Genomic DNA, 15066 nt, shown 5'->3' on the forward strand with positions numbered 1-15066 from the left:
TTAAAACTGTACAACCAAACCAGCAGTGAAGGTTTTCATTAAAGGATAGGAATCCAGCGTATTTTGTTCAGGATCATGCTCCTTAAGGTCGGATATTACAAAAAGATTAGTAGCATTGCCATAGATCTGAATTTTTGTATTGCCTGATTTAGAAAACCATTTTTCTGGCAAATTATATCCCAAATTAAGATTTCTCAATCTCATATAGGCTCCATTTCTCAACCAAAAACTCGAAGGACCTCCTCCAACTTCCGGCTGCATCCATTGACCATTAACACGTGGATATTCTGCATTTGGATTTTCTGGTGTCCAGTAGTTATCCTTCGCCCAAATCTCAAAATAGGGCTTTTCCCCAACTTGAAATACACCACCTCCATTTCGGGTACTGACCATTCGATCATATGCCCCCACTCCTTGGAAATGAGCATTAAATGTAATCCCTTTCCAATCACCCTTAAAACCGAATCCATAATTGATTCTAGGAGCACCATTGTCACTTAAGTAGGTCTGATCGTTGCTGTCAATTTTCCCGTCGGGACCCTCTGAATAGTTCGCTCCTCGAATGTCCTCAAATAAAAGTCCCCCAATAATTGGAGCTCTACCAAATTGTTTAAAAGATGGGTCTAAAGCATCCAGTTCTGCTTGGGTTCGGATAATACCTTTAGATATATATCCAAAGACCCTATTTGCTGGCTGGCCTATAGTACTTCTCCAGTTCCCTTCATAAGTTCCATCCGTATAGGATTCAGGTTCATCAAAAATATCCCATTGATCTTTAGCAAAGCCCATATTTCCATAGACACTATAGCTAAATTCACCTATCCTATCTCTCCAGTCCATATTCAATTCAAAACCTTTCCAAGATTTCTCAGCATAATTAACTGCAGGCAAAGAAGCTCCATAAGTAGTCGGAGTAGAACCTAGACGGGTACCTAAAATATCGCTTTCGGTTTTACCCCAAACATCAAATTCCCCAACCAATCTATTATTCAGAAATGCAAAATCCAATCCTAGATTCCACATGGAAACCGTGGACCAAGTGATGCCTGGATTTGGTACTGCTCCAGGAACCAGCCCATCATAGAGTGTACTACCAAAGACATATCCGCCAGACTTTTGATAAACTTGACTCCAGCGCCACGCACCTATACCACTATCGCTTCCTGTAGTTCCGTAAGAGGCTCTAAATTTCAATTCATCAAGAAAGTTCTGGTTTTTCATAAAATCTTCTTCGATGATCCTCCAACCCACAGATCCTGATGGAAAGAAGCCCCATTGGTTTCCTGGTGCAAACTTATAGTTGCCATCATATCTGAAAGAAAACTCTGCTAAGTATTTCTCTGAATAAGAATACTTTGCTCTGCCTATCCAAGAAGCTCGAGCAAATTGACTTTCACTTCCATAAAACCACCTTCTCTCCGTATCACTAGAAGAATTGTAGATCTGGTCTATTTCTGTAGAAAGCAAATCTTCTGCTCTTCCACCTATATTCTTTGAGTTACTCCCTGCCTGCTCATACACCATCAATCCAGAAACAGAATGTTTTTTAAAAGTTCTGTCATAATTGAGATACCAGTCTAATTGATATGAACTCCCAAGTGTGACATCCTCTTGAATATTTTCATATCCTGAACTCAAATTATGGGTGCCGGTCTGAGTATAATCAACTGGGCCTGGGATGAAGACATTTGCAACTCCTGCTGACTGAGTAAGGTAGAATTTATTGTGTACTACAAATGACTTCATATTTCGGTCATTTGCATTGATATTACCTTGAACACTTGTACTAAGTCCTTCTATCAGGTTACCCAAATTGAGATCAAGACGCATTATACCATCCAATGTTCTGTATTTGGTATCCCTATATCCACCCTCATTCAGCATTAGCTGTGGCGGATGCCATCCTCCCCTCATCACAGGGAGATCATTAGGATTATTTGTAGGATTCCCCTCCTCATCTACATAGAAAGGATATAGACGAGACCAGTTGAAGGTAGCACGATAGAAATCTCCAACATTAAAATCCTCCGCTCCATCATATGGCCAATACCATCGGTTGTAATTACGTTCGTTACCGCTAACATTTAAGTTTAACTTTAGGTTTTCCGTAATTTTGGCTGTTAGGTCAGTTCTGAAATTGTACCGGTCAAAACCTAGGTTCTTGTAAGAACCTTCCTCGGCATGATACCCCATCATCACATAGTAACTCACATCTTCAGAACCTCCCCTAACGCTTAGATTGTGTTCCTGAATCGTGGGGTTTTGCCAAATCAAATCATTAATTGAATAAGATTTATCAGAAAAATAATCAAGAATTTCTTGCCCATATTGTTCTGGTAAACCATTACTTACAGCCGAATTATTCAAAAAGCGGATTTCTTCCTGAGCATTAAAGTCCTGCAAAGGTCGAGTAGGATTCGATGTAGAATAATTCCCCTTATATTCAAATACAGGCTTTTGATTAGCTCCCCCTTTGGTTTTCACCAAGACAACCCCATTCCCTGCACTAGAACCATAGATAGCAGCACTCGCAGCATCCTTCAAAAAGCTGATATTTTCTACTTCATTTGGATTTAGAGCATCAAAATCCGCCTTATTCCGGATAATGCCGTTAATCACATACAATGGTTCACCAACACTTCCACGAATTCTTATGGAAGAACTAGCACCTGCAAGTCCAGATGTACCGACCACCTGTACTCCAGGAGCTCTACCAGCCAATCCATTGGAAAGATTAGTTAGTGGGACATCCGAAAAATCCTCTGTACTGACAGCTGTTATTGCTCCAGTCAAATTGACCTTCTTTTGAGTACCATAACCCACTACAATTACTTCTTCTAGTGATCTAGCATCTTCAAGAAGCACCACGTCTAGCTGACTTCGACTTCCCACTTGGATAGTCTGCTTGATAAACCCGATAAAGGAAAATACTAACACCGCATCTTCATCCACAGTTATGGAATACTTGCCATCTATATCGGAAATAGTCCCATTCGTAGTTCCTGAGACCGTAATCGTCACTCCAGGCATTGGAACTTGATTTTCATCCAGTATCACTCCACTGACCGTGACCTCTGCTACCTCAAAAATGGGTGTTTGTATTGCCTTTGCTCCAACATGTATGGTATTATTGACCTGTTTAAACTTCAAATTAGAAGTTTTGGAGATCTCTTGTAATAGGTATTCAATTGATACCTTTTTCCCAGAAGCAGGATTAAGAAATCTCTGCTGGCCAACATCTGAACTCCGAAAGGAGAACTTAAAATCGGTTTCACGTTCGATCTTGTGAAACACTTCAACTACGGGAAGATTAGTCTCCGATAGAGACAAGAATACTTTGTCGATTCTAGTTTGACCGCTGGAATTGCTCGCTAGCAGTACGCTGAAAAACAGGCACTGAAGTAGCATTCCAAAAAAAGCATACTTTCCCATTGTTACAATTAATTTTAGTAACTTTACATTCATAGTTATAGTATTAGAGGATAATTAATTTTATCTGATAATCAATTAGATCATTGGTCATCACTGCACCGCTAAATCCAGTTTTGACTGATGGTCTTTTTTCTTTTCCTTTTTTTCGCCATAGGCAATCTGATTTAGTAAATAATTACTTTGTTTGAGATTATTTCGAACTCAAATCCGTACGTAAAAGCTAGCCCTGTCAGGATCATTTCAAGGGATTCATTGTCAAATCTCCCTGAATAATCTTTTCGGTTTTTAATGTTTTTTTGAACATCTATTTTCACCCCAAACCAATTCTCTAACTCAATTACTACTTCACTAAATTGTGTATTGTCAAAAAACAGCACATTATCTTTCCACGCAAAGACCTCATCGTATCCTACTTTTTTTGTCTCAAATGCCCCAGTTTTATCATTAAACCTAACAGCATCCATTGGAGCCAAAACTACTTTTCTATCTTTCCCAAAATTCTCTTGCTCAGTAACCCGCACTTTACCTGTTAATACTGACACTTGGACTTTTCCAGCAAGTAGATTTTCATTCACCACAAAAGAAGTCCCCAATACAGAGGTCTCCACAAATTTGCTATGCACCACAAAAGGTTTCAGCTCATCTCTATATACATCAAAAAAAGCTTCTCCTTCAAGGTAAACATCCCGAGTAGCCCCATCGAAATTTTTAGGGAATTTCAGCTGGCTATTGGAATTAAGTATAACTACACTCCCATCTGTCAGTTTGAGGGTCAACTTCTGTCCCGGCCCCACCTCCCTGATTATGTATTCCACTTGAGATACTACAGCTACTTTTTCCTCAAGACCTAAGCGATTGTCAGTCCAATATACTGTAAGGACGAAACCAAAAACCAAAACTGCAGCAACACCTAATTTGAACCAATTTTTATCAAAAGCACCTCTCCTTTTATCATTAGAAATCACCTTCTTTTTTTTACTCAAAGACCCTTTTCTATTTCCATCCTCTTCCAATTTCAACTCTTTATGAATTCTCTCAAGTACCAAATCGCTCACAATAGGGTCGAGTTTTTTGTCATCCTTAAAGTTCAGATAAGCATCTTCAATATCGTGGCCTCCTTCTTGGCTATTTATCCAAACTAGAATTTGATGAACCTCGTGGGGATCGCATTTCCCCTCAAAAAAACGTTTCAATAATTCTGAATCCATTTATATCCTTTTTTAGTAATACTGAGTTTCTTGTTATTCCCCCTAATCAGAAAATTAAAAAAACACAAATAAATTTTCGCTGAGATGACTTTTGATAAAATTTCATGTATTAAATGAATTCTTTATCAAATTAATAAATATCCTTTTTCATAATTTTCAATATATTTAAAAATCTTAAATCAAATAGCAAAGACCCTAAGCTGCAATAGATGAATCAAGACTTTGAAAAATTAGCCGAAAGACTTCGACATGGAGATCATAAAGCTTTTGATCAACTCTATGGCAAATACCATCAGAAAATCTTTTTCTTTTGCCTAAAATATGGATTGAGACAAGAGGACGCCGAAGAGGTCGTCCAAGAAACCTTTGTCAAGCTCTGGACTTCAAAGGATCGAATAGACCCGGATAAAAGTTTGTCCTCATTTATATTTACTATTAGTAAAAACATCATTATTGATAATTTCAAGAAAAAAATAAAACTTCAAGCAGTGTCAGTTTATCAGATGAAACTTCTTGAACCTAAAAATGATGTAGAGGAAATAATGGATTACAATGACTTGAATTCCACATTTCAGAAAACACTTAATTCACTCCCTGGCAAAAGAAGAGAAGTTTTTGAACTTTCACGATTTAAAGGTATGAGCCATAAGGAAATTTCAAAAGAACTTGGAATAAGCCCAAAAACAGTAGAAAATCACATTTCTCTGGCCTTGAAAAACTTCAAGCAAGCAGTTCAAATCTTGTGTTTATTTGTACTTACTAGCATTTTCAATTTTTAGTGCTTAATAGATAGACTACTTTAACAACTAAATAAAGGTCAAAGTAAGTTATCTATGAAAACATCGTATGTCCAGTAAAATAGTATTTTCTATCTCTTGATTCATTTAATTTTTATGGCGAATATAAAAAAGGGTAAGCATCTCAAAAGAAGCTTACCCTAAATTTTAAATTCCCTCTAACAATAATGATTTAATTGAAATTTAGGACTCGAATTTCCTTTGGCTTTAGATCAACTGTAAGTGTGTCACCAGGACTATAAGAATTCTTTAGCCCTGCAGTGTTATTTTCTATTGGAGATGATAATACATATTTATCCTTTGAATTAGATATACCCAGTTCTCGGTTAAGAACAAGTTTGTATGTTATGGATTTATCAGATGGATTATGAATAGAAATATATCCTTGGTCATCGTCCCAAGCGGAGTAACCATACACTTCAGAATTTCTGGGATTACCTCCGTGCATTCTTACATTGTGAAAGGTTGGAAATACTTTTTCACTCCATTTTAGACCTTCAGCAATTACATCCCAATCTTTATCCACTAGATTATCGGTTTTAAGATAGAGCTCAATAAACCCAGTGCCCCGTGAAAGATTCATAAATAGGTAGTCTCTAAATGTGTGCTCATCTTCACCTGTTTTGTCCTTTTTTGGTTCATGATTGAAGATGGCATTCATAGGGAATTTTGTGTTTTCTGTTTCCCATATTTCATAATACACCCCATCTCTATAGGTTAATTCATCAGTTCTTGAACTACCTCCGGCTGCATCTCCAGCATTTATCATCCATACTACGTCTACATACTGCAACCACCATGAACTTAGATAAGCTCCATTGGTAATAGCAATAAAAACATCTGGATCTATCTCATCCATTTTATTGAAAATCTCAATTATACGCTCCGTTCCATTGACTAGGTAATAGGTTTTTAATTCGTCATAGATTGGATCATTCAGCGTGCTATCATTTGGACTTAGATTTTCAACTCCTAACTGCGTCATCTTGGGAGTTCCTCTTCCCTGCAATTCAAAATCTCGTATATTGAGATGTCCAAAAATCCCATCGAATTTAAAATAGTTGACGCCTTGGCCCGTGAGCTCAAGTACCCGATCTTCGAGTTTCTGCATGTATTTTTCGCCCGTCATAGACATCGAAAGTTCCAATCTCTCAAAGCCTTTTTCGCCCAATTTCTCAACCATAGGTCTAGCCCCAAAGAAGCACCCAGGGCTAAGCCAAAGACCAAGTTTAGAATCAAGCGAATCAATAGTTTTAAATGTTTCCTGAAAATCTGGAGAAAATTTCTCGTTTATTTTCCAAACTTTATCCGACCAGTCAGCATCTTTTCTGCGACTGTCTTGCCATCCATCATCTATAACATAGGCATTTAGAGGTTTTACATCTCGCTTGCTAACTAGTTCATTATGGATTTTCAGGCTACTTTTTTTGAAACTTTCTTTGTCCACGTTAGAATGAAAATCAAACCAGGAATTGTATTGAACCTGCAGACGGAGAGGTCGAATTCGGATATTATCTATGTATTTATAGAATGCTTCATCAATAAATTCATAATCATCCGCCACACCCAGTACTGATTTATAGGAAGTGTAAGTTTGATTAGCATTCAATTCATTTCCCCATAGGTATCCACAGTTCAATTCTTGATTAACGACCTCATTTGTAGCTGCAGGGAATTCTATACCCCAAAAAGTAGCACTCTCCCGTTCATACAATGGCTGTCCTAATCCTGGTTTCCAATTTGCTGGCCCTTGTGTGGTGATTTCCTTAAGTGTATAGGGCTGGTATGCACCATTAGCACTTATTGCATCCACATCGATACGCTCCAGTGTTATGTTTTTTTCAGAGGTGATCTTTAAATATTTCCTAGCATATGATTCATTATCGGCTAGTTCATAATGAACATCTACCTTCAGTTTATGCTTTTTGTTTTGCAACTCTACCACGAGAGTTTGAGAATTATTTTCCTTGGAGATATTGAAATTAACCACTTCAAAATCTTTGGCCGTTAAAGTTATATCTCCATTAACTTCACTCGTTCCTTTGGATATTCTGAGTTTAAACTCATTGTGATCAGAAGGAGTGATTGTTTTACCATTGATTTTGTTGACTATAGCTATGGTTGATAGTGTGCCATCAGCTACAGAAATTGTTCTACTGAGATAGTCGTTCTCTAATACAATTGAATTTCCCTGTTTAAAACTTGCAAAAAGTATTGCCAGTAAACCTATAATAACTAAATTTTTGAATTTCATTTTTAAATATTTCTTCCCCCTGCCTTTATTGAAAAATTACTAACTACTATTTATTGAAATACCACGTACACCCTAAGGCAAATTGTGATTTCAATCATCTTTTTAGTAATACTGAATCCATAGCTCTTCCCCCTAATTTGAAATCAATAAACATGAAAACAAATTCCTAAATCACGAGGAAGGTGCATATGGTAAAAGAATATTTCAAACAGAACTCAATAAAATACAAACAGAGTTGCTGTTCTCAGGATAGAGGGATACTTTTTGATAAACAAAAAAAAGGCCCCTAATCTAACATTAGAGGCCTATTATTCCTGATTCCTTAAATATGTCGGACGACAGTATAAAAGAACTATTGATTTATTCAATTTTGTAAATCTAAGTTTCATGTATTTCAAATCCTACTGAGTTATACTTTCACCAGAATAAAGGTTTCGTTTCTTCTATCAAGTTTTCAACTACTTTTTTAATATAAATAGTGTAACTCCATAATCCTCACACCTCCTTTAAAGACTGAAAGTAACTTGCCAACATCCTTTTACCCTTATCATTCTCAATTAACCTTTCTAATTCCTATCTTAGAATTCAACCTAATTGACCATGCCCAAATTCAGCCTTCACATCAATGGCTTGCAGAAAGAAATTGATACTGAACCCGATACTCCCCTACTTTATGTGCTTCGCGATTACCTAGAACTTAACGGACCGAAGTTCGGTTGTGGCCTGTCTCAATGTGGAGCTTGTATGGTATTAATTGATGGAAGCGCAGCTACCAGTTGCATGAGACCTATTGCATCAATCGGAGATTCTAAGATCACAACTTTGGAAGGACTGGCTAGCGAGAATGGCAAACTACATGCAGTCCAAGAAGCATTTAACAGAGAACAAGCAGCTCAGTGCGGCTACTGCCTTAATGGAATGGTGATAGCCTCTGTGGGTTTGTTGAATTCTAACCCGTCTCCAAATGATTCCGAGATTAAAGATGCTTTGCAGTTAAACCTATGCCGCTGCAGTGCACATACCAGAATCATCCAAGCCGTCAAAACAGCCTCTAAAAACCTATCTGGAAAATGATCGAACTCTCAAAAACCTCCAGAAGGAAATTCCTACGAAACATTGGTTACATCAGTGTGGGATTCCCTCTCCTCAGTTCCAATTTAGTAGTGCAGGAACCAGAAGTTGTAGCTAGAGTAAATTTTGAAGGCGATTTACCTGGAAGTATGCGGAATGCCAGCAAAGTAAACGCTTGGCTACACGTATTGGAAGACGGACGGGTGATGGTATTTTCAGGAAAAGTGGAGTTGGGACAAGGCATCAGAACGGCAATTCGGCAAGTAGCCGCAGAAGAATTGGACTTGGAATTGGATCAGGTAGAAGTACATCTGGCAGAAACAGGTGTGACTCCTGACGAAGGCTATACCGCGGGCAGTAGTTCTATCCCGAACAGTGCGATGTCGGTTCGCTATGCAGCAGCAACTGCCAGACAGAAATTATTGGAACTGGCAAGTGCAAAACTGAATACTGCGGAGGAAGATCTGATTCTTTACAATGGAAAAGTGAAATCTAAGAAGAGCAATCAAGCTTTGAATTTTGCTGAGGTACTGGAAGGTGCTCAAATTGACATGGAGGTAACCAAGCCCGTTCCTCTAAAAATAAAATCTGGCTATAGATATGTCGGCAAAGCCATTCACCGCAAGGATATTGAGAAAATGGTTCGGGGAGAGGAAGTCTATATTCAGGACTTACGATTTCCAGGCATGGTGCATGCGCGGGTTTTACGCCCAGCAGGCTACCAATCGAAATTGGTAAAAATTGACGGTTCCGGACTTTCAACAGCCATTTCAGGAATCATCAAAACTGTAGTAAATGGTAGTTTTGTAGGTGTAATCACCGAGAGAGAATATCAGGCAGTAAAGGCAGAAGCATATTTAAGAAAACATTCTGAATGGACTACAAGCCCATCTTTTCCCAAGCAAGAAACCCTTTTTGCTCACCTTAAATCCATTGCTGAAAAGCCTCAGAGCATTCGAAACGAAGGAGATATAACCACGATACCTAACGGCAAAGAGACTTTCAAGGCAAGTTATGCCAAACCTTATCTCAAACATGGCTCAATAGGCCCTGCCTGTGGAATTGCGATGTACGATGGGGAAATTCTACATATCTGGTCACATAGTCAGGGGATATACCCCATGCGAAGAGCAATCGCTGCGATGCTGAAAATGGAGCTGGAGAAACTCCACGTAATTGCTGTTCCTGGTGCTGGTTGCTTTGGGCATAGTACAGCAGATGACGCCGCTGCAGATGCTGCAATTCTGGCTTTGTCTTATCCCGGAAAACACATTCGCGTTCAGTGGTCTCGCCAAGACGAACACACTTGGGATCCTTATGGAACTGCCATGATCATGGAATTGGAGGCAAGTTTAGATGCTAATGGGAAAATAAAAACTTGGAAAACAGATGTTTGGACTGACTCCCATAGCATCCGGCCTGATAATGATCCCGCCACACTTTTAGACACAAGATATTTGGAGAATCCTGTGCAGTTAAAAGGCAGAGGATATCTAGGAGGTGGACACAGAAATGCTGACCCATATTATAACATTCCAAACATGCAGGTGAACGCTCATTTCTTTAATGGCCCACTTCGCGTTTCTTCTCTGAGAAGCTTGGGCTCTTATACTACTATCTTTTCCATTGAGTCATTTATGGATGAATTGGCAGAAAAAGCCGGAAAAGATCCTTTAGAATTCCGTTTGGCACATTTGGAAGATGCAAGAGCCATCGCAGTCATCACTAAAATCCAAGAGATGTGTAGTGGCGAAAAACTGGAAGAAGGAGAAGGAATTGGCTATGCTTTTTCTCGGTATAAAAACACCACGGCTTATGCAACTGCGGCAGCAAAAGTGAGCATAGATCGAGCTTCTGGAACTATCAAACTCCTAAAAATGTGGGCTGCAGTAGACGTAGGAGAAATCATCAATCTGGATGGAATCATCAACCAAATAGAAGGTGGCATGCTTCAAGCAGCAAGCTGGACACTGAAAGAAGAGGTAACATTTGAAGATAATAAGATCACTAGCTCAGACTGGAGGAAATACCCTGTATTTCGCTTTTCTGATATCCCAGAAGTGGAAGTAGCTATGATCGATCGTCCCAATGAAGCAGCAGAAGGCGGCGGTGAAGTATCTATGCCGCCTACCGGTGCAGCAATTGCCAATGCAGTATATAAAGCCAGTGGTAAGCGCGTGTATAATTTACCTATTACAGCCGAAAAGATTTTGGGTTAGTGTGCCAAGAATACGATCTAAACTAATGTTTCTCCTAATTAGCAAATGCTTATTTGTTGTTACCTGAAATCGATAATTACGCTTCCCCCTTGGCAGATGGTTTACCCGTCAGGAACTCCTGCTGTTTATGTCAATAATTCGTAAATTTTATTCGCTAATTCACGCCATGCGGAATTGTCAAACATGTAGGCTTCGAAAGAATGCTCTATAATTATCAACAACCCAACATATAGGAGAACAGGGTTGAATTTCCCATAAGTGATTTTATCCCAAATAATACTAACGACTATTAAGCTGTCTGCTAAAACTATAGCAAACCAAATTTCAGGATGGGGTATAAATGGAAATAAGTGCCTAAAACGAAACCATGCCGGCCACAACAATACTATTGTGGCAAGAAGCATTAGTCGTTTATGAGTTGACGGGTTGTGCCTTTTTAGAATACCTCCTAAAACAAGCGATATAAATAGTATTGCTGAGGACACTGTGCCTACTATCGATGAAATGGCAGTTGGTCCAAGCCCCTGAAGTAACTCTTTTTCAACTTGATATAGTCCAACCGGCACTAACGTTACAGTAACTCCAATCGCTATTAAAACACCAAAAAAACCTAAAAGCCGATGTTTTTTAATGTCGTTATTCTGAACCAACAGAGACTGAATAAAGAACAAGAAAACCCAACAGAAAGCAAATATTCCATGAACATAAATTACCAAGGGCGCTTTAAACTCGCCTTTCCCCAAGGGAATAATAAAGGTTGTGGAAAAACCAATCAATACGGCTAATAGCCCAATAATCCCTATAGCTAAAAAGAATTTGGTTCTGTTATATTTTGTGTGTCCGATCATCCTTTTGCCAAGAAATAACTATTTCAGCCTTCATCGATAAACTTTACAAATTGCCTGTTTAACACTTTACGCCTATCGCACTCATCTTCAGATACTTTCAATAATCTGCTACCACCAAATTAAGTATTTTACAGGTCTCAACGCTATTATTACAGAGAACTCATGCCTTTGATCTAGCTTAAATTCTAGTTTATCATCCTCAATTATGAATAACTGCACTGTATTTTCTCTTTCATAAAAATAGCGAGCCTAACAAGCAATTTATAAAACATTAATCTCTAGAGAATCTCACCTGAGCGTAAGCTTTCCATTTTCAGAAGTATTCACATCCAACTTCTGAATATCCGAAGGAACAATAAGCTCTATATTATCTCGAATCGTTCCAGAGAGCCCCTCTATTTGACCAGAAACTTTGCATTGATTTTCATCTAACACCAAGCTAAAATCTGTAGCTGAAGTAAAACTTAAATTCAGTTTTTCAGGAGAGTACAAATTCAAATATGAGAACCTTGAATTCTTCGAAATCCATACTTTACTATTCTCCGCATTGATTAAAAGTAAATCCTGATCAAAGCCTACAATGTTAATTGAAAATCAAAAAATTCATGTAACTATTTTCTGAAACTATTAAATTGAACTATGGATTTACCTTACCTATTCCAAAGTCAGCGACTTGGTTTCCGCACTTGGCATCCTTCAGATTTACCTGCTTTTTCTGCTATGAATGCTGATCCGGAGACTATGACTTTTTTTCAGCATCCGCTTTCAAAAAAGGAATCGCAAGTTTTGATGGATAGAATGACTCGACTATATACTGATCGTGGTCATTGTTACTTTGCTGTAGAAGTTTTGGACAGCGGAGAATTTCTAGGAATGATAGGCTTGGGCACAAAATCTTTCATCGCTCCCTTCACGCCGTGCGTGGATATAGGCTGGAGAATCCGTAGAAAATTCTGGAGTCAAGGTTTTGCCAGTGAAGGAGCTGCCAGATGCCTTGACTTGGCCATAGAGTTAGGGATTAAAAAAGTATACTCTCTAGCTTCTTCTAAGAATGCGGCTTCTGTTCGTGTGATGCAAAAAATCGGAATGACCTACGAGTATGACTTTGAGCATCCAGACCTTTTGGAACACCCAAGATTACAGCCTTGTAGTTTGTATAAGATTGAGCTATAACCTTTCATCGTGAATATTGTCAGGTAGTGAATGTTAAGTGATAAGCAGAACAAAATCTTCGGAAATCTGCGAATTTTATCTCCGTCCATCTGCGGGAAATTTTCAAAAAAGTTCAGGTAAAATCCAACTTCTGGAGAAGCAGAATAACAATAAAACAAGATTATAAAGGCCTGAACTTAGATTTCACCTGAGTAACCAAGTGAATGATTAAAATAACGTTGCGCCGTTTCACCTCCCGATAGCTATCGGGAGCGGGAGATTAATAATCAAAAAAAAGATGCCACCTCCAAACGGAAGTGACATCTAAACCACTCAACCCCAACTAATAACCTTGTTCTAGGCTAGGAAAAGGGAAGCAATTCCTAACACTTGATCTTTGTTAAGCGGCTCATCCCATCCTTCGGATACAGCACCAGCATCTATGCCAGTCAAATTAACGACGTTTACACCCCCATGCGTGACGTTTTCTTCGCCGGTATAGATTGCTTGTGTTGCAGCCGGAAGTGTTCCGATAGATCCATTTGTGATCCATCCTTTCACAGTATCCTGTCCTTTCTTAGTTCTTAATCTTCTTACCATAGACGCATGTCTTGCCTCTACAGAATGTATTGAAAGCGCTGCAGTCAATACCACATCATTTTCCATCACATTACCTGCCTGACCTTTATAGGCTCTTACTCCTGTATCTTCAAATGCCTGAGAAAGTGCCAAGAAGGTAGGGTAATCTGTGAATGGAGAGAAGTTTCCACCTGCAGTGAAATCAAATGCTGGTTCCGAAACTGGAGTACCTTTAAGTACTGAACTGATTACCTCGCTTAGGAAATTCACGTGAGCCAATTCATGGTCTCTGATTTTGTTGAAAATCGCTGCATCAGCTCCAGCTATAACTCCTGACTCAATACCCATTTGGTAATATCTGTACTCCAAATGCTCCAAGGTTAAGGCGAAATTCAATACGCCGATCAAACTTGCAGTATCTGCCTTTGCTACTTTTGGCAAAGCCGACAAAAGTCCAAGTGGTACAGCAGCCATAGCTACTTTCTTACCCATATCTCCAAACTGGCGGAAAGCCTCTCTTCTGGAGAAAAACATATCTTTCTCTTCCGGACTACTTGTCTCCGGGCACATTTTATCTAATAAATTCAATAAGTTCATGTCGTTGTAATTTAAGTTGGTGGATTAGGCTGTTGGCAACTGACTGAAGTCAATTGGCGTGGTTACGTAAGTACTAGCGGCAGTAAGAACTTGAGAGAAATTTAAAGTTCTTTCCAATCCATTCGCATCTATCAAATCATCTCCTGCAAAATCAGCAGATCCTGGATTGATCAAATCTCTAATAGCGGCGGCATGTCTAGCCTCCACAGATACGATCTTACCTGCAATCACCAAATAGTTCACATCTTCGATGAATTGGCCTGCTCCATTGTATGCAGCTACTCCTAAGTCTTCAAAAGTCTTCGCAGCTGTCAATACTGACATTCTATCGCCAAAATTAATCGAGCTAAAATCAACTTCTAAATCTGCAATTGCAGCACTACCTAAAGCAGCCTTGAAAAACTCTTTGTGAGCTCTTTCATGCTTTTCTACATCTCCTAAAACCTGCTTTTCTTCAGCACTCGCATTTGCGAAATAACCTCCTTTGATTACAGTGGCATAAAACGCCGCTTCCAACTGCTCCAATGCATACGCATAGTTCAAAATTCCAATGTCTCCAGATCCAAGCATTACTCCTCCATCCATAGGAGGCATCATGTCTTCGTCATCGTTACAGCCTACTAACAAAAGTCCAGCAGCAGCTACCGATAGTGTACCTGTTCTAAGGAACTGTCGGCGGTTTGCATTTTTCACCAGTCCCTGGGGCTTAATTAATTCATTTTTCATTTTCTGAGTGTTTAGGTTAATAATCCGGTTTTGGTTTTCATCTTAAAAGATTCAATCACTCATCGGGATTTGTTTCGAATGGGTGATTTGAAAAAGATTTACGAAGTGCATGAGTTAACTGGATTTAGTGCAGGTAGAAAAATGTTCTTTGCAAACATTTTCAGGAAATAACACTCTTGAAAA

11 protein-coding genes are annotated in these 15066 nt (G+C 38.9%); 4 read left to right on the top strand and 7 right to left on the bottom strand.

Features of this window, described 5'->3' with window-relative positions; translation table 11 throughout:
* Together BM291_RS17325 and BM291_RS17330 are read right to left on the bottom strand one after the other, a co-directional pair.
* Positions 1-3432 carry a SusC/RagA family TonB-linked outer membrane protein gene (locus tag BM291_RS17325; RefSeq protein WP_245786907.1) on the bottom strand — a complete coding sequence of 1144 codons (3432 nt, stop codon included), beginning with the start codon at positions 3430-3432 and terminating at the stop codon, positions 1-3.
* Positions 3433-3596: 164 nt separating this feature from the next.
* Positions 3597-4640, bottom strand: a complete 1044-nt coding sequence (locus BM291_RS17330) for a FecR family protein (RefSeq protein WP_092899767.1) — start codon at positions 4638-4640, stop codon at positions 3597-3599.
* A 209-nt stretch (positions 4641-4849) separates the two neighbouring features.
* Between BM291_RS17330 and BM291_RS17335 the strand changes: the two genes are divergently transcribed.
* Positions 4850-5419 carry an RNA polymerase sigma factor gene (locus BM291_RS17335; RefSeq protein WP_092899769.1) on the top strand — a complete coding sequence of 190 codons (570 nt, stop codon included), beginning with the start codon at positions 4850-4852 and terminating at the stop codon, positions 5417-5419.
* Positions 5420-5609: 190 nt separating this feature from the next.
* On the opposite strand, the gene BM291_RS17340 is transcribed toward BM291_RS17335, so the two are convergent.
* Positions 5610-7691, bottom strand: coding sequence for an alpha-galactosidase (locus BM291_RS17340; RefSeq protein ID WP_092899771.1), 2082 nt, complete (start codon positions 7689-7691; stop codon positions 5610-5612).
* A gap of 600 nt (positions 7692-8291) precedes the next feature.
* On the opposite strand from BM291_RS17340, the gene BM291_RS17345 reads away from it, so the two are divergent.
* Both BM291_RS17345 and BM291_RS17350 read left to right on the top strand, forming a co-directional pair.
* A complete protein-coding gene (locus BM291_RS17345) occupies positions 8292-8765 on the top strand; it encodes a (2Fe-2S)-binding protein (RefSeq protein ID WP_092899773.1) in 474 nt (157 codons plus the stop codon).
* On the top strand, positions 8762-10981 hold the full coding sequence (locus tag BM291_RS17350; RefSeq protein ID WP_092899775.1) for a xanthine dehydrogenase family protein molybdopterin-binding subunit: 2220 nt from the start codon (positions 8762-8764) through the stop codon (positions 10979-10981). The genes BM291_RS17345 and BM291_RS17350 overlap by 4 nt, the downstream gene beginning before the upstream one ends.
* A gap of 125 nt (positions 10982-11106) precedes the next feature.
* Here the strand turns inward: BM291_RS17350 and BM291_RS17355 are convergent, their stop codons facing one another.
* On the bottom strand, positions 11107-11829 hold the full coding sequence (locus BM291_RS17355; protein ID WP_092899777.1) for a hypothetical protein: 723 nt from the start codon (positions 11827-11829) through the stop codon (positions 11107-11109).
* A gap of 288 nt (positions 11830-12117) precedes the next feature.
* Positions 12118-12327 (bottom strand): hypothetical protein, encoded by a 210-nt coding sequence (locus tag BM291_RS17360; protein ID WP_139229129.1) that lies wholly within the window; start codon positions 12325-12327, stop codon positions 12118-12120.
* A 141-nt stretch (positions 12328-12468) separates the two neighbouring features.
* On the opposite strand from BM291_RS17360, the gene BM291_RS17365 reads away from it, so the two are divergent.
* Entirely contained in the window at positions 12469-13002 is a 534-nt protein-coding gene (locus tag BM291_RS17365; RefSeq protein WP_092899781.1) for a GNAT family N-acetyltransferase, read from the top strand.
* 336 nt (positions 13003-13338) lie between these two features.
* Here BM291_RS17365 and BM291_RS17370 read toward each other — a convergent pair whose 3' ends face one another.
* Positions 13339-14157, bottom strand: coding sequence for a ferritin-like domain-containing protein (locus tag BM291_RS17370; RefSeq protein ID WP_092899784.1), 819 nt, complete (start codon positions 14155-14157; stop codon positions 13339-13341).
* A 24-nt stretch (positions 14158-14181) separates the two neighbouring features.
* A complete protein-coding gene (locus tag BM291_RS17375) occupies positions 14182-14883 on the bottom strand; it encodes a ferritin-like domain-containing protein (protein ID WP_092899786.1) in 702 nt (233 codons plus the stop codon).
* Positions 14884-15066 lie beyond the last annotated feature (183 nt).

The sequence above is a fragment of the Algoriphagus aquimarinus genome (genome assembly GCF_900112005.1).
In the GTDB taxonomy this organism is placed as follows: domain Bacteria; phylum Bacteroidota; class Bacteroidia; order Cytophagales; family Cyclobacteriaceae; genus Algoriphagus; species Algoriphagus aquimarinus.